This is a genomic window from Sorangium sp. So ce128, from assembly GCF_051525245.1.
Taxonomy (GTDB): domain Bacteria; phylum Myxococcota_A; class Polyangia; order Polyangiales; family Polyangiaceae; genus Sorangium; species Sorangium cellulosum_B.
Genome location: NZ_CP150313.1, coordinates 5,949,169 through 5,966,577, shown reverse-complemented (window position 1 = coordinate 5,966,577; position 17,409 = coordinate 5,949,169). Strand labels below are relative to the sequence as shown.

Here is a 17,409-nt window from a genome sequence, read left to right as displayed (position 1 = left end):
GCATGCTCCTGCGTCGGTAAGGGCCCTCCCTCACCGCGCGCGCAGTATGCGCGGGCCCTCGCGCGGTGTCACGCGCTGCGCACGCTCGTGACCTCGGCGGGGTGTGCGATGGCGTGAGCGGCGCTCATTCCACTTGCTTGACGCGCATTCTCACCCGACCTGGAGATGCTTCCGTCGCGCCCTCGAAGCGCTCGATGACGATCACGAAGCGCGATACGCCGTCCGCGCCCTGGACGAGCCACGCGGCGTCCTTGGCCGGCGCGGGGGGCGTCGCGCCGGGCTCGAGCCACCGCCCCGTGAAGGCGGTCGCGATGTGGTCGCCACGGTACGGGAGGGCGGGATCGGAGAGGGCCGCGTGGTCGGCCGCGTCGAACCGCGCCTGCTCCGACGCGGCGGTGCGCGCCTTGACCTCGGCGAGCTCCTCGGAGTCCGACGCATCTGCCTGGAGGTCGACGGCGCGCGTGGTCCCGGGGCCGCCGAGCTCGCCGTTGACGCTGACGAGCGACCTTCGGAAGCAGAGGTTCCAATCCGTCGACGCGCGCGCCTCTTCGGGCGTGAGCATCAGCTGCCGGTTGCCCGCGAGGTCGAGGCAAGCGCTCGGCTCGGTCTCGAGCGCGTCGATGCCGCCCGCGGTCGCGTCGAGATCCTGGATGTCGACGGTCGGGCCGGAGCCGTCGGGGAGCACCTCGGCGTAGCGGAGCTGATAGAGCGCCGTGACCGGCGCCCCGTCCACTTCCCCGTAAAAGGAGAAGATCTGGAGCTTCCAGTACCTGCCCTCGTGCTCGATCGCGTGGACGTGGTAGCGGCTGAAGGCGACGTGCTCCTCGCCGTCGTAGGCGTACCAGCGCGAGAAGGCGCCGCCGGAGTCGTCCGTGAGCAGGAAGGGGGTGCTCGGCAGCTCACCCGCCCTGTAGTCCTCGAGGCCGATCGGCAGCGCCCCGCCTTCGCCGGGACCGCTGAGGCCGCTGTTGGTGAAGACGTCGTAGCCGGAAAGCGCGAGATCCCAGTCGGTGGACGCCGCGCCGTCGCCTTCCACGAGCGCGATCTCCGGCGTGGCGAGGCGGAGGAAGACGCGGCCGGTGGCCGGCACGTCGACCTCGAGGAGCGCGCCGTCGTCCGTGGTCCTCCCGGGGTCGTCACCGCAGGCCGGGGTGATCAGGAGAAGCGCTGCCGCAACCGATCCTCTTGTCATGAGTCCTCCCACGGTAGATCGGCGCGGACGCCGACGTAAAAGGTGCGCCCCTCGAGGGGCCGGTGATCGCCGCGGCGATCGGGGTCCTTTTGCGCGCCAAGCAGGTTCCTGACGCCGAGGTACGCTTGCGATGAAGGCCAGAGCGGCCGCGCGAGCCGCGCGTCGAGCGTCGTGAACCCGGGGGCGTACACGTCTTCCTCGGCGCGCGGGTCTCTCTCGACGAACGCGCCGCTGAGGGTCCGGAGGCGGGTGACGAGCTCGATCCGGAGCGGCAGATCGGCGCGGAGCGACGCCTGCGCCGTGTGCGGCGGTTTGCCGGAGAGCGGCTGTCCGGGATCGGCGGTGTCGTCGCGTGTCCAGAGGTAGGCGTAGCCGGCCTCGACGCGGAGCCACGGTGTGGCCTGGAGCGTGGCCGAGAGATCGATGCCAGCGGTGCGGGCCTCGGCGATGTTCGTGTAGGTGTACGTATCGACGCCGTCGGAGGAGCTGACGGGCTTCGGGTCGACGTCGATCAGGTTGTCGACCCAGTTCGAGAAGGCGCCCGCCCGCGCCGTGATCCCCTCTCGGGGGATCCATGTGACATCGCCGTTCACGCCCCAGGACGTCTCGGGGGCGAGCTCCGGGTTGCCCTCGAGGATGTAGCCGAGGCTCGAGTGGTCGAACGAGAAGCCGAGCTCCTTCGCGCTGGGGGCGCGGAATCCGCGCCCGCCGGAGACGCGCAGCGTGAGCGACGGCGAGGGCCGGTACGCGAGGGCGAGGCGTGGGGCGACGACGCCGCCGTAGCGGACGCGGAGCTCGCCGCGAATGCCGGGCATGAGGGTGAGCTCGTCGGTGAGCTTCCATCCGAGCTGGCCGTAGAGCGCGGCGCTGCCGAGCCGGGTGCTGGGCACCTCGTCGTTCGGCGGGATCTCCTCGGTGCCGGAGGTGGTCACGGTCGTGATCTTGAGCACCTGGTCGAGCGTCTCCACCTCGGCGCGCGCCCCGGCGACCCAGGTGCGCTGCCCGTCGGCGACGGTGGCGATCGCCTCGTAGCTCTGGAGCGTGCCCGCGCGCTCGCGCAGCTCCTCGTAGGGCGAGCCGCGCTGGTCGCGGCCGCTCGACCGGAACGCCCATTGTTGGCCTGCGGCGAGGCGCAGGCTGGAGCCGCCGCCGAGGTCGAGCGTCTCGGCGAGGTGCAGGGTGATGCGGTCGGTCACCTCGGGGAGGTCGTAGAGGTAGACCCCCAGGACGGGCCGCTCCTTCTGCTCGACGCCGTCCTGCTCGTCGTGGATCCAGCGCGCGCGGAGCCGCAGATCGATGCCCCTGCCGAGCGCGGCGCCGGCGCGCAGGCCGAGGAGGGTCTGGGAGCGCTCGGGCAGGGCGGTGGGGGCGTCGGCGCCGGCCTCGGGATGGGCGAGGTTCTCGGCGGGCTCGACGAGGGAGAGGCTGTCCTCCCGCTGGAACGAGGCGTCGGCGCTGACCCAGGCGCGCTCGCCTCGGTAGGCGCCCGATCCATGGAAGAGGAGCCCGGCGCGGCTCCGGCCTTCGAGGCGGGCGCGGCCGCTGAAGCCCGGGTGCTCGGGGGGCGCGGAGAGCACGTTGACGACGCCGCCGATGGCGCTGGTGCCGTAGAGCGAGCTCGTCGGCCCGGTGACGAGCTCGATGCGGGAGACGTCGCCGAGCGGGAGGGACGAGAGGTCGATGGCGCCGCCGGCGTCGCCGATGACGCGCTCGCCGTCCTCGAGGACGAGGACGCGGTCGAGGTCGAAGCCCTGGATCTGGATGGCGCTCGGGTTGCCGAGCGCGCCGTAGGCGCTCGGGTTGACCTGGACGCCGAGCTCGCCGTCGAGCGCCTCACCGACGTTGGTGGCGCCGCGGCGCTCGGCCTCGTCGCGGGTGACGACGCGCGTGCGCACCGTGGCGCGCTGGCTGCTCTCGGGGGTGCGGGTGCCGGTGACGACGACCTCGAGGGGAGGCGGCGCGGCGGGCGAGGGGGGAGGCGCTGGAGAGGGAGGAGGCGAAGCGAGAGAGGAAGGCGAAGAAGCGGGAGCGGGAAGAGGCGAAGGGGAAGGAGGCGCGGCGGAGGGCCGTGCGGAAGGGAGCTGCGCGAGCGCAGGGCGCGAGAACGCGGCTGGGACGAGCGCCGGGAGCGGGCAGAAGGCGAGCAACGCGGCGCGCGTCAGGCGCCGACGCCGGGGCACGGTCCTCCCTGGGACATCGGAACGGCAGGCTCGAGGCGCGGGGACGGCGGCATGGGGAGAGCTCGGCCTGTGCGGCGTTCGGTCGATGGGGTGAGGTGGGGTGGGGGATGGTCGCCCGATTCAGGGCGGTCGTCCAGCGGTTCGGGGGCGGCGGGCGCCGTGGGCGGGGTAGATGGCGTGCAGCGGAGCGGGAACAGGGGGGAGCTCGCGTCGGGACGGAGGTCCGTGGCGGGGGAGCGGCTAGCGCCGACGCCGAGCGACCGACGCCTCGGCGGGTGGCCTGCGGCGCGCCACGAGAGGCCGCGCGGTCGGAGCGCCGCGGCCGCGGTCGCGGGGCGGGAGCGGGCCCGACGGCGGAAACCCCAACGAGCGACGCGAGTTGGGCTTGCATTGCTCGACGACGGACGGTAGGGTCCCGCGCCGAATCGCCGGTCCCCATCGTCTAGCCCGGCCCAGGACTCAGCCCTTTCAAGGCTGCTACGCGGGTTCGAATCCCGCTGGGGACGCAATTCATTCATAATTTCAAGAGCTTGGCGACGCGCTGAGCGTCGGCTGGAGGTTCAGGTAGATGCCGCACGAAGTGCGGCAACGCTACTGGGCCTCCGGGTCTCCGAGCGCTCCTTCTCCGGATTCAGGACCGAGCAGCTCTACCTCGCTCCAGAGCGCGTCGAGATCGAGCGAGGGTCCCTCCAGGCCGGGGAATACTGCCGACGATCCCGTCGGCCGCCGAGCGCGCGTGCACGTAGCGGCGGTCGGTTCCTAGCTCGAGGAGCTCGAGCGTCCTTTCCTGCGGGTCGATGATCCAATACCACCGCACCCCGAAAGACGCGTACTCGTGGAGCTTCTCGACACGGTCGCGTCGCGCGTCCACGGGCGCCGAGCTGAAAACGCGGTGCGCCTCCGGACCAAAGGGCATGAGGAGGTTAGGAAGAATTTGTGGGCTTCTCTTCCCGCCTTCCCGCCTTCATGTTGATTCTCTCTGGCTCTCAACCTGATCGATATTCCAGGCATACAGGTCAGAGCGCCCGTGACGGCTTCCCCCCGCCGTCGGATGGGCGCTATTTTTTCTCTTGCGATGCGCGCTCGTACACGAGCGGAACAGGCTCGGTGATGCGGGGCGCGGAGAAACGGCATTCCGTCAGGCCTGCCGAAGGAGCGACAGCACCCACGGAACTTTCGCCCTCATCCCGTCGATGCAGGCGAGTATGCCCCCTCTGCCTCGACAGGAAGAGGTTCCGGGCTCGATTCAACGCGCCGCGACGATCTCGTGCGTGAGTGGAATCTTCTACTTCGCGAGCGCGGCGTCGGCGGTCCGTTCCATCTCCGCAGGGCTGGTGGGCCTCGCAGCTTTCACGCGCTTGAAGGGCCGGATCCCGCCGGACGAGACGAGGCTGTACTCGGCGCCCCTCGCTGTCCCGGCTCTCGCCACGCGGCCGCGAGCCACGAGCGCGCGAAGCGTGACGTACACGCTCCCGTTCGGTAGCCCGCTGCGCGCGGCGATCTCCGTCGCCGTTCCTCGCACGAGGGATCGAACGGTTTCGAGCACCACAGCCTCCCGATCGCTCGTGGAGGCTCCCGTCGCGGTCATCGTGCCAGCCGTGGTTCGGTCCGCGCCGGATGCCGGAGCCGAGGTCCTCCTCGTGGACGGTGCGGTCCTCGTGGACGGTGCGGTCCTCGTGGACGGTGCGGTCCTCGTGGACGGTGTGGTCCTCGTGGACGGTGCGGTCCTCGTGGACGGTGCGGTCCTCGTGGACGGTGCGGTCCTCGTGGACGGTGCGGTCCTCGTGGACGGTGCGGTCCTCGTGGAGCTTGACGCTCCCGAGAGCGCGCCCTGCTTCCCGCTCCTCGTAGGCCTCGCCACGCTCCTTTGGGCGTGCGCGGGCCCCTTCCGGGGCTTCGGACGGCGCTCCGAGGAGGCGTTCGCCGCTGGCCGTCCCAGATCGGCCAGCATCGTCGTCACAGTCCGGTGCGCTGCGGCGCGGTGCTCGTCCTGAACTCGTTCGACCAGGCTCAGGATGTCCTTTACAAAGCGGTCCACCCGCTCCTTGATCGCGTCCGAGGCGTTCATGGGGAGCGCCGTAGTAGCACGAACGCTCCGACAGTCGAGAGCTTGCAAGCAAGCTGGGCCGGTCCGGGCAACCGGGTGGCGTCGACTACATGCGCGAGGAGCCGGATCCCGAAGACCATCCGCGCACGCCGCGCCGGCATGTCTTCGGCAACGTCGAGCGCGCTCTCGGGTCAGGCCCCGCCGAGCGGACTCGCCAGGCGCGTGGGAACAAGCGTCCGGTCGAATGCCGCTGCCGCGCGCCTCCCGACGCCCGCTCACGCCATGCAGGCGAAGGGAGCGGGGAGGGCCTTCCGGGCATCCTCGGGGTGGCGGTCAGCATCGAGCGCAGGCCACCGATGCGCCTCTTCGCCTCGGCCGCCGTTCAGCGGACCTGGTGTCTTCTCCCCCGGAGGCTCGCTCCCCGCTGCGGCGATCCAGCGAGGCGACGTCACTGACACGCGTTCGGGGCGGCGGTGCAGTTGCCGAGTGCCGCGCACACATAGGAGCGCGCGCACGTCTTGGCGTCATCCTGAGAGTACGCCACGACGTGCTGGGTCGACCTCCCGAAGGGACTGGTGACGCATATCGCGTGCGTTCGCGCCACCCCCGCCGGGGCGAGCTGAATCCCCTGGAGCGCGGCCCTCGCGGCGGCGCATCCCAGCGCCTCCACTTCCGAGTCCGCGAAGATCACGAGCCCCGGGCCCGCGCAGCGCGTGTCCGACAATGCTGTGTTGAACGTATAGGTGTTTGCCCCACGGCAATCGGTGAAGCTCGGTTCGCGCGTCCGGGTAGCGCCGTCGCGAACCCCGCTGGCATCGCTCCGTCCGTCCTCGGCAGACCTGCCGCCGGCCGAAGGCGATCCGCTCGCGGGGGTGATGGTGAACAGCAAGAAGGCACTCGAGGCAAGCAGCGCCGTTTCGAGCAATCTCATGGATCGCCTCTTATCATAACCGCCCGGCCGAGCTCGCTCAGAAGTTGAGTGCTGGCAGGTAGCACGTTGGTTAGGGCTCGTCGGCGCGGATCGCGGGTTGTCTGGGCAATGACAGAGCCTTGAGCGTCGCCGTGGGGGCTCGTGGCGCGACACCGGCGTCTGGCGCGGTCAGGGAGCTACCCTGCAGGACGCCGCAGGCGATCGACCTCTGCCGTTGACACCGCATGCGCAGTGCGGGAGGATGAGCTGAAGCAGCGACCATGAGGCATCACACAAGCCCAGTCGCTGCCTCACCGTCTCGCCCTGCTCGAACGTTGACGGCGGATAAATCGGAAGAAGACAGACGCGGTGCCGTGCGGGGGCGGGCGGCACGACATGGTGGAGGACCACCAAGGGGCAGCACACAGATGGTGCCCGTCGGTGAGCGTGGCATTCGGCTCTTCCCTTGACAGCGGTCGTAACGCTCTCTCCTGTGCGAGCGTTGGAGTCACCAGCCCATGCAAAATACATCTCGATCGCAGGTGGATAGCAGCGCTCCCCAGCCGAACACCGGCAGCACGCGGCGGAAGATCGTGCGGGCGCTCGTCCGTGCCGAGTCCCGGTCCAACGGGGCGGGGCCGCCGCGGCTTGGGGCGATCGTGCCCGGCATCGGTACGGCGATCGCGCTGCTGGCCGACCCGACCGAGCTCCAGCGCGCAGGCCACGAGGCGCTTGGTGATGTATTTACCCTATCGCTGTTCGGGCTGCCGCTCACGTTCGTCGGCGGCAAGGACGCCACACAGCGCTTCATCGACGCGGGTGAAGAGCTGAACCTCGTGGACGCGTACCGGCGGCTCGCCGGCAGGATGCTCGGCGAAGACCTCTTCGTCGAGGTCCAGCCCCACGTGCTCCGCGCGCTCTCCGGCGCGTCCGTGCGTCGCCAGAGCGGCCCTCTCGCGGATTTCACGGCGCGGTTCCTGCGCGCGCGGCTCGCCGGCGGCGAGATCGACGCGCTCGCGCTCGCCAACGACCTCGTGCTGCACATGGCTTGCCGGTTCGTGTGCGGCGACACCATCTCCGAGCCGCTGTGCGACGAGCTCGCGCGCCAGTTTCACATCCTCGAGAGCGAGCTGAACCTCACGGGCTTCTTCCTGCCCATCGAGACGCCCTCGGCGAAGCGCCGCAAGCAGGCGCGGGAGCGCATCATCTCGATCTTCATGAGCGAGGTGCGGCGCGTGGCGGCCGAGGGCAGCGCCGACCCGGAAGGTTATCTCCATGCGGTGATCAAGAGTTCCCTCGGGGACGAGCCCACGGCCGCGACGCCCGAGCAGCTCCGCAATGCTGCGCTCGCCGTGATGGGCGCGGTCCTCGGCGCGCACACGAACACGGCCATGAGCCTCGCCGCGAGCCTGTCGGAGCTGCTGGAGCACCCGCGGGCGCTCGCCGCGGTGCTCGAGGAGCAAGCTCGCGTCCTCCAGGATGGGCAAGCCCTCGATCTCGGCGCGCTCTGCCGCATGCCGGTGTTGCTCCGCTCGATCAACGAGTCGCTGCGCCTCCATGGCAACGGTGGCCTCTGGCGGCTCTCGCGGAGGCCGGTGGAGCTGGGCGGCCACCTGATCCCGGCCGGCAGCCTCATCGGGATGTCGATGGGGCTCGTCAACGGCGATTCGTCGTTCTACCACGATCCGTCTCGCTACGAGCCCGATCGGTATTGCGACATGAAGACGGACGCCTTCCAGAGCCCGGCAGTCAAGGAGCGGCGGTTTGGCGCGTTCGGGCTCGGCCATCACCTCTGCCCTGGCCGGACGCTCGCCTACACGATGTTGGGAATTGCGCTCACCGTGCTCCTGCGCGACTTCCGGATCGAGGTGCTTCGCCGGCCGCGCGCGTGGCTCGACCTCATGATGGGCGGCATGGCACGCCCGGTCGGTCAGCTCCGTCTCCGTGTGACGCCTGCGCGCCGCGCGCCCGCAGGCGTGATCTCGCGCGCGAGCTCGGTGAACGGCGAGGTCGGTTTACCATGACCCATCAAGTAGACGACCCCCTGGACGCTGGCTTCATGCAGCTCGCCGTGGACGCCTCGAGCGACGCCCTGCGCGCCGGCAACATGCCGTTCGGCGCCGTGCTCGTGCAAGGCGGCCAGGTGCTCCAGGTGAGCGGCAACCAGCGGCGAACGGCCAACGCAGGGCAGGGCGACTGCACCGCTCACGCCGAGGTGGTGTTGATCCGCGCAGCGACGGCGGCGCACGGCCCGGAAGCGCTCGCGGGCGGTACCGTGTACGCCAGCGGGGAGCCTTGCGCCATGTGCTCGGGGGCGTTGTTCTGGGCGGGGGTGAGCCGCATCGTCTACGCTGCCAGCACGCCGGACATCATCGCGGTGCTCGGCGGGCGAGCTCTGCCGGTGCGCTGCCACGAGGTGCTGGCGAACGCCTCGCCCGCCGTGCGCGTGGACGGGCCGATCCTGCGAGAGGCTGCCGTGGCGCTGCTGCGGAGCGCCGTGGAGCGGTCGTAGCCCGCTCCGCGCCCGACAAGGCGGAGGCTCGCCTCCTCGGCGGAGAAGCGCGCCAGGGCCGGGCCGAGCAGGTAGAGGAAGGCAGCCTCGCCACCGGCGAGCGTGACCGACTCGCGCCGCGGCTCGCCGCGCAGATCCCGCGCGAACGCCTCGGCCCGCGCGACCGCGTGGCGGGCGTGCGCGGCCACGCGCAGGCCGCGTTCGGTGAGGCGGAGCTCGAAGCGCGAGCGCTACTGCAAGGAGACCCTCGATGTCGTCCGCGATCTCGAGACCGGGCGCGCGGTGGGCGCGCACTCCGAGCGCATGCGCCTCGAGCGCATCGAGGTCATCGCCGCCGACCCGGCGGCGCCCCCCGACGTGCGCGCGGTGTTCGAGCGCATCCTGCCCGAGGAGCGCTTCCACGCGCGCGCCTTCGCGGAGCTCGCGGGCGCCGAGGCGCTGGCGGCGACGCAGGGCGCGCACGATCTCGGCCGCCGCGCGCTCGGCCTCGCGCCATGAGCCGCGCCGCGGCTCGTTCACGGCGGCCCCCGCCGGCTCGGCCGTCACGCGGCGCGCGGGTCCTCGCGGGGTGAGCGCGACGTATCCGCTCAGAATACGATCGCGGAGTACGGGCAGCGCTTCTTGATCTCGTCCACATCGCACGCCTGAGGTGGCATGCAGTTGAACGAGGGCGAGCAGCTCGGGTCCTGCTCGCAGCCGCAGCCGCACTCGTTGGAGACGTAGGTCAGGCCTCCGGTGCAGGCGAAGTCGATGAGCGCGCACTCCTCCGGGCTGGTGCTCACGTACTGGCGCCACCACTCGCTCGACGCGTCGCATCCGCAGTAACGCTCGGTGCAGGCCACGCCCCCGCCGGCGGTGCAGGTGCAGGTGTTGCAGCCGTCGAGGGAGGGGAAGCTGTCGCCCTGCCCGTATCCCACACCTCCGTAGGTGCAGGCCTCCAGACAGCCCTTCTCCGTGCATGCGACGCTGCCATCCTCGCCGCACGAGCAGGTGTTGCAGCCGTCGAGGGCAGGGAAGCTGTCGCCCGGCCTGTACTCCACGCCTCCATACGTGCAGCCCTCCGGGCAAGCCACGTCCGTGCACACGATTTCGCCGTCCGCGTTGCACGTGCAGCTGTTGCAGCCGTCGCCCGGTGGGACCGGCGCCCCCGCCGCGTAACCGATGCCGTCTCGCTCACAGCCGTGACACGCGATCTTGGTACAGCCGACGTTCCCGGAGCCCGAGGGATCGCAGGTGCAGGTGTTGCACCCGTCGGACGCCGGGAAGGACTCACCGGGCGGGTAGGCGAGCCCCTCGTAGATGCAGCCGTCGGTGCACTCGATCAGCGTGCAGGCGACGTCCCCGTCCTCCATGCAGAAGCAGCTGTTGCACCCGTCCCCGGCAGGGAACGACTCGCCGGGCGCGTGCGTGACCCCTCCCCACGTGCAGTCGGAGGTGCACGCCATATCGGTGCAGGCGACGTTCCCGTCCTCCGTGCAGGAGCAGCTGTTGCACCCGTCCTTGTCACGAAATTCGTCGCCGGGGCTGTAGTCGACGCCGTCGTACTCACAGGTCGTCGAGCCGAGCGGTCCGCAGCCCGCGAGCGCGCCGGAAAGGGCGAGCGCGAGCGAGAACACGGGGCCGAAATGAAGCCAGGTAGGTCGAAGGTCTGTCATTGGATTCGCTCCTGTGCCAAAGAGTGCCAGGGCCGCGCGTGGAAAAATCCCGAGAAAGACGCGCGGTTTGATGCAAGACAGGCGTTCAAGAAAAACCTGTGCCAGGCACGTCGAGGGCCACGCGTTCTGACGCATGCGCGAGTTCTTCGGCAAGATGGAGAGGCTTGTACTTTAGCGGATGATCGTCTAATATAACGGATATGACTGCTCCGCGTCCCATCCCTGCTCAGCTGCTCCGCGCCGCGCTGCGTGCCGTCCTCCTTTTCGCCCTGCTGGTGTCGTGCGGCGCGGCGGCCTGCTCGCGCGACGACGCTTCGCGTGCCTCCGCCGCCGGAGCGGAGGGCGAGTTCGAGACGCTCGAGCTCCGCTATCAGGGCAACAACGGCACGGTGTCGCCGATCGAGCTCGCGGAAGATCTCGGTTACCTCGCGCCGATCCGCCTGAATTTCATCGGCAGCACGGTGAGCGGCCCCCAGAGCGTACAGGCCGTGGTCACCGGCGACACCGACTTCGGCGGCGCCTTCAACGGCGCCATCGTCAAGCTGATCGCGGCCAAGGCGCCCATCATCGCCGTCGCGGGCTACTACGGTGTCGACGAGCAACGCCAGAGCGGCTTCTACGTGCTGAACGACAGCCCGCTGCGCACCGCGCGCGATCTGCTGGACAAGACGATCTCCATGAACACGCTCGGCGCCCACAGCGAGTTCATGGTCAAGGAGTTTCTGTCGCGAGGCCAGCTCGCGCCGGAGGAGGCCCGGCGCGTCACGCTGCTCGTCGTTCCCCCGGTGAACGGCGAGCAGCTGCTCCGCGAGAAGCAGGTCGACGTGGCGACGCTCGGCGACATCTACCGCGATCGCGCGCTCGAGCGCGGCGGCATTCGTTCGCTGTTCTCGGACTACGAGCTCTACGGCAAGTTCACCGCCGGCAGCTACGTGATGAAGACGAGCTTCATCAAGCAAAACCCCAAGACCGCGCGGCGCTTCGTCGAGGCGACGGCCAAGGCCATCGAGTGGGCCCGGGACACGCCGCGCGAGACGGTGGTGGCGCGCTGCATCGCGCTGATGAAGAAGCGCGGCCGGAACGAGGAGGACTCGGCCATCAAGTTCTGGCGCAGCTACGGCGTCGCCGGCAAGGGCGGCCTGATCGCGGAGCGCGATTTCCAGGTCTGGATCGACTGGATGGTCAAGAGCGGCGAGCTCAAGCCGGGCGAGATCGCCCTGAGCCGCGTCTACACGAACGAGCTCAACCCCTACGCGAACGACCAGGCCGCGAAGTAGTCGGGGTCGGTCGCCCCCCTCGATGCGTCAGGGCAGCGTGCGGGGCTTCCAGAAACCTTCAAGCTTCTCCTCTCTCAGGACTTGATCGAGGAAGCTGCGATCGACCCAGGGCTCGAAGTCGAACGTCGTGCGGATCAGGCCCAGGCGCCTGGCGTCGGCGATGCTCGTCTTGTAACGAGCGACCACGTACGCGTCCACGAGCGGGCTGTCCCTGTCGCGCACCGACTCGCCGGCCCAGTCCTCCTTGAAGGCCGCGAACGGGACGCCGGAGCGCGACCAGACGCGGTATGCCGCGCTCAGGTCCTTCTCCTGATCCGCGAGCCACTTCGCTGCCAGGACGTACTGCCGCACCACGCGCTTCGTGATGTCGGGGTACTTTCGGATGAAGTCGTCCGAGCCGATGATGGTGCTGTTGCAGGTGTAGCGGGGGTCGCCCTTGGTCGAATAGATGATGCGCACGATGCCTTGATCGCGCTGGGCGAGCAGGTCAGGGCCGCCGATGGCCGCGTCGACGTCCTTGGTCGCCAGCGCTGCCTTGGTGGTCGCGTTGTCCATGTTGATGGCGCGCGTGTCGCGCTCGCTGAGCCCGTTGGCCTCCAGGATGCGCGCCGCCGAGAGCTGCAAGCAGGTGCCCTTGAACACGGCGAAGCGCTTGCCCTTGAGATCCTTGATGCTCTGGATCGGCGAGTCCGCGGGCACGGCGATGTACAGGTTGCTCTTCGGCCCGCTCGCGAGGATGCGCGTCTTCAGGCCGCCGGCGCGGCCGATGATCGACGGCAGATCGCCGAGCAGAGAGAAATCGGTCAGCCCGTTGGCGTACGTCTCGTTCACGGCCGGCCCGGCGCCGCGCAGGAAGTTCCAGCGCACCGGCACGCCATCGCTCTTGAATTCGCTCTCGAGCGCGCTGTTCAGGTTGAGCAGCGACCAGGCCGAGCCCCCCACCACCGGGCGATTGCCGACGCCCACGCCCGGGTTGGCGACGCGGATCTCGCTCGGTTTTTCTGCCGCCTGGGCGCTCAGCGCGATGGCGAGCGGCGCGAGCACCAGGGCGAGCAGCTTGAACAGCTGTTTCATGCAAAGCTTCCTTCCGTTGGGCGTCCGTCGCGAACTATCGAACGGACGATGTGTCCACTATAACGGATGAGCTGGCCGAGCGAAAGCGGGGATTGCGCGATGACGCTCTGATCTGGGGAGCGTGATGGCCGGGGGCGACGATCTGCTGCTCGAGCTGCGGAGGAGCTGCTGCTGGAGCAACAGGGGGGTGAAGAGCTGCTCGAATCCGTGCAGCGGCGCGACAAAAGAAGGCCGCTCCAGCGGCCCCAGGACCACGCTCCACGGCGGAAGACAGGCGATCCGCGTCGCGGCACCTGGATTGCTCTCACGACCATGCCCGGACAAGCCGCCTCCTGTCCTGTCGATCCAGGAACTCCCGCCACAACCTCCCTCTTTGCCGCGCGAGCACGTCATGCAAGCCGCTCCAGGTTGAGCCCGACACGCGGCTCTCCGCCTCATGGCGCTTTCCTTACCTTCCCGCGCGCGATGGCGGCAACCGGCCTGCCTCGCGGCGGCGCGCGCGGGCGGGATGGCGGAACGCGCACAGGCCGCCTAGCGAGGCACCTCGCCGCGGATCACCTGCCGCACGGTCAGGACGACGACGCGGCCCGCGTCGCGCTCCTCCGCGAGCCAGTCGAGGAGGGTGGAGAAGTCCTGTCTGGAGATGCTGTACTTGCCGCAGGCGTCACAGACGTGGTGGAAGATGAGCTGGATCCATCCGCCGTCCCGCTGCGCGCGGCGGATGAGAGCCTGGATCGTGGGGACGCCTTGGCTGCGGGTGAGGGAGCCGGGCGCGCGGGTGGCGGTGGGGTCGCGCGGAGGGATGGACTCCGTCCATGGGCACGAGATGCATGAGGCGAACGCGAGCCCGCCCGCGCGCCTTCCGCTGTCGTAACCGCAGGCGCGCACCAGCGCGGTGCTGACGCTGTCGTGAGCGCCCCAGGGGTAGGCGAAGTCGCTCACGGCGAAGCCCAGCGCGAGGAGGGCGCGGCGATCATCGCAGATCTGCCGGCGCTGCTCGCTGGCGCTGAGCCCGGGCAGCCGCACGTGATTGACGGTGTGGCCGCCGACCTCATGGCCGTCGGACGCGAGCGCGCGGAGCTCTGCGACCGTCAGGTAGCCGGGGCGGTCGAGTACACCGCTGTTCACGAAGAACGTGGCATGCATCCCGTGCTCGGCGAGGATGGAGCGCACGGAGAGCTGATCCGCCAGCGTGTCGTCGAATTCGATGGACACGACAAGGGCGCCCGGGTCACGCCGAGTCACGTGGACCGGGGAGAGGAGGACGGCGGCGAGGCACGCCACGACGAACGCCAGCGCCGCCTGCTGTCCGCGCGTCGCGGGGCGCCGCGCACAGCCCCTCTCCGTGGGCACGATCTCCACGGAACACGCCGCCGTATCATCGACCGTGCCCGGGCCTCCGGCGCCCTTCCGGGAAGACCAGCGCGCTCTGCGCCTTCCAGGAACGCCTGGAGATGCTCCCGGGACCGCGAGCGGCGGCGAGCGGCTGCGGCGTCGAGGCATAGGCCAGTATGCCCATGCCTCGAGCCAGCGACCTCGGATATGACAGCCACGTGCATCGGGTGATGGGACGACGGACGGCGAGCCGGGAAGACGAGGGGCGGCGCTGTCTCGCGCTTCCGAGGACGTGGCCCGAGCACCGGATGGCGGTCTTGAACCCACCGGACAGAGGTGCTGACCAATGACGTACGGACGAACGAGTTTACCGAAGCTGATTCTGGTGCTGGGAGCGCTCGGCATCTCCCTCTGGGGCTGCGGTGGTGACAGCGATGGGACCACCAGCGCCGGCGGCGACGGCGGCGGCCCCGCCGCCGGCGCCAGCACGAGCAGCACCTCGGGCAGCGGCAGCGGGAGCGTGTCGGCGGGCACGACGGGCTCGGCCAGCGGCACCAGCACCGGCAGCGATGGCGCCAGCACGAGCGGCGCGGGTGGCGACGCCAGCGCGAGCGGCGCGGGTGGCGGCGCCAGCACGAGCGGCGCGGGTGGCGGCGCCAGCACGAGCGGCGCGGGTGGCGGCGCCAGCACGAGCGGCGCCGGGGGCGGCGAGCCCATCACCTGCCCGTCGCCCGCGCTGAGGGCCGGCGACACGAACAAGACGATCACGATCGGCTCCTCGAACCGCAGCTATGTCTTGCATGTCCCCGCGGCGTACGACGGCAGCAAGCCGGTGCCTCTCGTGGTGGACCTCCACCCCCTCGGCGGCTCTGGCCCGTCGGAGCGATCGGGCTCGCCGTATCCGGCGCAGACCGACCCGGAGGGGGTCATCATGGCCTTCCCGTCAGGGCTGGCCGGCCCGTCGGGCGGCGCCTGGAACGTGGGGCCCTGCTGCGTGAAGAACACCGACGACGTGGCGTTCGTCAAGGCGATGGTGGCCGAGATCCAGGAGACCGCCTGCATCGACACGAAGCGCATCTACGCGGTCGGCTTCTCGATGGGAGGCGGCATGTCCCACTACCTCGCTTGCCACGCGGCCGATACGTTCGCCGCCGTGGCGCCCGCCGCCTTCGATCTCCTGCAGGAGAACATCGCCGATTGCAAGCCGTCGCGCCCGATCACCGTGATCTCGTTCCGCAGCACCGGGGATCCGATCGTGCCTTACGCCGGTGGATACTCCGCGGTGGTGAGCGGCATGCCCATCACGTTCCTCGGGGCGAAATCGACCCTCGAGAAGTGGGGCCAGATCAACAAGTGCACGGGCGCGCCATCGGCTGAAGACAGCAAGGGCTGCTCGACCTTCTCGAACTGCGAGGGCGGCGTCGAAGTGGCCCTCTGCACGAAGCAGGGAGGGGGTCACGACTACGGCAACGCCGCGGTCGGCTGGCCGGTCCTGAAGCGGCACACCCTGCCGTAGCCTCTTCCTGACGCGCCCTCTGCGCGCTCGACGCGGCGCGTCCCACCATTCCCGTGCACGGCGTCCCTCGATCCTCGCCGTCCTGCCCACACCCGCCTCCACGTTCGAGCGACTCCGCTGACATCGAGATACGACCCGCCGTGGGATGCAATGACGCTATGCATCCACAGCGCGGTCTGTCGGCCTGCAGCGCCATCAGAAGAATCTGCTGTTGGTGTGTGAATACCGCGTGATCGTAGCTGCGGCGTGACACGCGAACTCGCGCGTTGGTGGCCGACGCCTTGATCGTTCGACGTGGCGAGTGATACTTTGGGAGCCTGCCTCCCGAGCGGCTTCGTCGTCCCGCGGGAGGCTTCAACGAGCTTCCCATGAAGGTCAGCGGAACCACAATTCTGACGCGGAAAACCTTGGTGAGCCGGAGATTCGGCTCGGAAGCGTGGCGCGGCCTCTTTCGAGACATGGCGCTGAGCCACCCGTGGTTCAGGCAGCCGATCACGGCCAGCAGCCTGGTTCCGCTGCCCGAGTTCCTCACGTTCCACGACGAGCTCGTTCGGCGCTTCTATCCGGACCGCAAGGACGCCCTCTTCGAGCTCGGGGCCGAGTCGGCGCGCTGGGCGCTCGTCGATGGCCCGCTGAAGCGCTTCGTCCGAGATCCGGGGATGTCCTCGCTGGTCACGGCCATTCCCACCCTCTGGCATCGTTATTTTTCCGAGACCGACAGCCGCTCCGAAGCGGCGCTGCGGGACGCCGGCGTCGAATTTCGAGTTCACGACCTCCCGGCCTGGCACCCGTATTTCGAGCACTTCGTGATCGGGTACACGAAGGAGATGCTGGAGCTCTATTGCGCCAACCCGATCTGGACCCATCGCCTCGCCGGGGGGCGCGGGACGACGTACAACTATCTGCTCGCCACCGATCCCGTTCCGAGCGCTCCTCCGAGCGGAGAGCGCGGAAGCGGCGGGTGCGCTCGGCTCGTCCGGACACGAAGGGCGCTCACGGCGCGCGAGCTGGAGGTGCTGCGGCTCGTCGGGGTCGGCAAGACCAACCGCGAGATCGCGGTCGTCCTTCACATCTCCCAGAAGACCGTGCAGCATCACATCGCCCACGCCTACGACAAGCTCGGCATCTATAGCCGCGCCGGCGCGACGCTGTGGCTGGGCGAGCGGGGGCTCCTGGGCTGAGGGGCGACGCGAGCGCGCGCCGCTGGCCGGCCCGCAGAGCGACGAGCGCTCGCCGGGAGAGCGCGAGCCTCACGGTCGCCTGGCATACGGCGGCGCGACGGTCACATCGGCGATGGACGCGCTCTCCGTCAGCGCTGGATTGGCTCGTGGCTCGCCTCGCCGTCGGTGATCGTGAGAGGGCCGCGCAGGCCACGCTGCGGGGGCCGGTTGCGCAGGCCCGCGCTCACGTTGCGCAGCTTTCGCCCGATCCGGGCGGTTCTGACGCCGCAGCCGGGCGCGCACGCCGTGGAAACCGCGCCGCGCGACGCGTGGCCTGACTCCTGCCAAGGAGACCGTGCCCCCGCGGCGCTGCGACCGTCGGATCGAGGTCTCATCGCACGTAGGTCGCGTCGAGTTGGCTCTCATGCTCGCCGACCGATCGGCAGGGGGATGACATGGATCACGCGCCGCGCTCGCGCCCGGCGCAAGGTGCCCTTTCTCGCCAGGAGAGGGGCTCACGCACGGTCATCGCTTTGCCGGGAGCGGCGAGG

15 protein-coding genes and 1 tRNA gene are annotated in these 17,409 nt (G+C 69.9%); 8 read left to right on the top strand and 8 right to left on the bottom strand.

Annotated features, from left to right (window positions below):
* Nucleotides 1-124: 124 nt before the first annotated feature.
* Both WME82_RS22625 and WME82_RS22620 read right to left on the bottom strand, forming a co-directional pair.
* On the bottom strand, nt 125-1,192 hold the full coding sequence (locus WME82_RS22625; protein ID WP_438044493.1) for an HmuY family protein: 1,068 nt from the start codon (nt 1,190-1,192) through the stop codon (nt 125-127).
* Nucleotides 1,189-3,087, bottom strand: a complete 1,899-nt coding sequence (locus WME82_RS22620) for a TonB-dependent receptor plug domain-containing protein (protein ID WP_438044492.1) — start codon at nt 3,085-3,087, stop codon at nt 1,189-1,191. Before WME82_RS22620 ends, WME82_RS22625 begins: the two co-directional genes overlap by 4 nt.
* A gap of 716 nt (nt 3,088-3,803) precedes the next feature.
* Between WME82_RS22620 and WME82_RS22615 the strand changes: the two genes are divergently transcribed.
* Nucleotides 3,804-3,878: transfer RNA gene (locus tag WME82_RS22615), tRNA-Glu, on the top strand.
* Between the two features lie 125 nt (nt 3,879-4,003).
* Here WME82_RS22615 and WME82_RS22610 read toward each other — a convergent pair.
* The gene (locus tag WME82_RS22610) at nt 4,004-4,288 is read right to left on the bottom strand and encodes a Uma2 family endonuclease (protein ID WP_437747545.1); all 285 of its coding nucleotides are present in this window, start codon (nt 4,286-4,288) and stop codon (nt 4,004-4,006) included.
* A 369-nt stretch (nt 4,289-4,657) separates the two neighbouring features.
* Nucleotides 4,658-4,960 carry a helix-turn-helix domain-containing protein gene (locus WME82_RS22605; RefSeq protein WP_438044491.1) on the bottom strand — a complete coding sequence of 101 codons (303 nt, stop codon included), beginning with the start codon at nt 4,958-4,960 and terminating at the stop codon, nt 4,658-4,660.
* Nucleotides 4,961-4,970: 10 nt separating this feature from the next.
* On the opposite strand from WME82_RS22605, the gene WME82_RS22600 reads away from it, so the two are divergent.
* The gene (locus WME82_RS22600; RefSeq protein WP_438044490.1) at nt 4,971-5,366 is read left to right on the top strand and encodes a hypothetical protein; all 396 of its coding nucleotides are present in this window, start codon (nt 4,971-4,973) and stop codon (nt 5,364-5,366) included.
* 501 nt (nt 5,367-5,867) lie between these two features.
* Here the strand turns inward: WME82_RS22600 and WME82_RS22595 are convergent.
* Nucleotides 5,868-6,350, bottom strand: a complete 483-nt coding sequence (locus tag WME82_RS22595) for a hypothetical protein (RefSeq protein WP_438044489.1) — start codon at nt 6,348-6,350, stop codon at nt 5,868-5,870.
* A gap of 497 nt (nt 6,351-6,847) precedes the next feature.
* On the opposite strand from WME82_RS22595, the gene WME82_RS22590 reads away from it, so the two are divergent.
* From WME82_RS22590 to WME82_RS22580, 3 genes are all read left to right on the top strand, one after another.
* Nucleotides 6,848-8,353 carry a cytochrome P450 gene (locus WME82_RS22590; protein ID WP_438044488.1) on the top strand — a complete coding sequence of 502 codons (1,506 nt, stop codon included), beginning with the start codon at nt 6,848-6,850 and terminating at the stop codon, nt 8,351-8,353.
* The gene (locus WME82_RS22585; protein ID WP_438044487.1) at nt 8,350-8,841 is read left to right on the top strand and encodes a nucleoside deaminase; all 492 of its coding nucleotides are present in this window, start codon (nt 8,350-8,352) and stop codon (nt 8,839-8,841) included. The genes WME82_RS22590 and WME82_RS22585 overlap by 4 nt, the downstream gene beginning before the upstream one ends.
* A gap of 204 nt (nt 8,842-9,045) precedes the next feature.
* The gene (locus WME82_RS22580) at nt 9,046-9,339 is read left to right on the top strand and encodes a hypothetical protein (RefSeq protein ID WP_438044486.1); all 294 of its coding nucleotides are present in this window, start codon (nt 9,046-9,048) and stop codon (nt 9,337-9,339) included.
* Between the two features lie 89 nt (nt 9,340-9,428).
* Here the strand turns inward: WME82_RS22580 and WME82_RS22575 are convergent, their stop codons facing one another.
* A complete protein-coding gene (locus WME82_RS22575; RefSeq protein WP_438044485.1) occupies nt 9,429-10,496 on the bottom strand; it encodes a hypothetical protein in 1,068 nt (355 codons plus the stop codon).
* Nucleotides 10,497-10,696: 200 nt separating this feature from the next.
* Here WME82_RS22575 and WME82_RS22570 point away from each other — a divergent pair, with 200 nt between their 5' ends.
* Nucleotides 10,697-11,773: an ABC transporter substrate-binding protein gene (locus WME82_RS22570; protein ID WP_438044484.1), complete on the top strand. Its 1,077-nt coding sequence runs from the start codon at nt 10,697-10,699 to the stop codon at nt 11,771-11,773.
* A gap of 27 nt (nt 11,774-11,800) precedes the next feature.
* On the opposite strand, the gene WME82_RS22565 is transcribed toward WME82_RS22570, so the two are convergent.
* Nucleotides 11,801-12,847, bottom strand: a complete 1,047-nt coding sequence (locus WME82_RS22565; protein WP_438044483.1) for an ABC transporter substrate-binding protein — start codon at nt 12,845-12,847, stop codon at nt 11,801-11,803.
* A gap of 531 nt (nt 12,848-13,378) precedes the next feature.
* Nucleotides 13,379-14,200: a polysaccharide deacetylase family protein gene (locus WME82_RS22560; protein WP_438044482.1), complete on the bottom strand. Its 822-nt coding sequence runs from the start codon at nt 14,198-14,200 to the stop codon at nt 13,379-13,381.
* Nucleotides 14,201-14,567: 367 nt separating this feature from the next.
* Here WME82_RS22560 and WME82_RS22555 point away from each other — a divergent pair, with 367 nt between their 5' ends.
* Together WME82_RS22555 and WME82_RS22550 are read left to right on the top strand one after the other, a co-directional pair.
* The gene (locus WME82_RS22555; RefSeq protein WP_438044481.1) at nt 14,568-15,698 is read left to right on the top strand and encodes an alpha/beta hydrolase family esterase; all 1,131 of its coding nucleotides are present in this window, start codon (nt 14,568-14,570) and stop codon (nt 15,696-15,698) included.
* Between the two features lie 410 nt (nt 15,699-16,108).
* Nucleotides 16,109-16,879: a response regulator transcription factor gene (locus tag WME82_RS22550; protein WP_438044480.1), complete on the top strand. Its 771-nt coding sequence runs from the start codon at nt 16,109-16,111 to the stop codon at nt 16,877-16,879.
* The last annotated feature ends 530 nt before the right edge of the window (nt 16,880-17,409 follow it).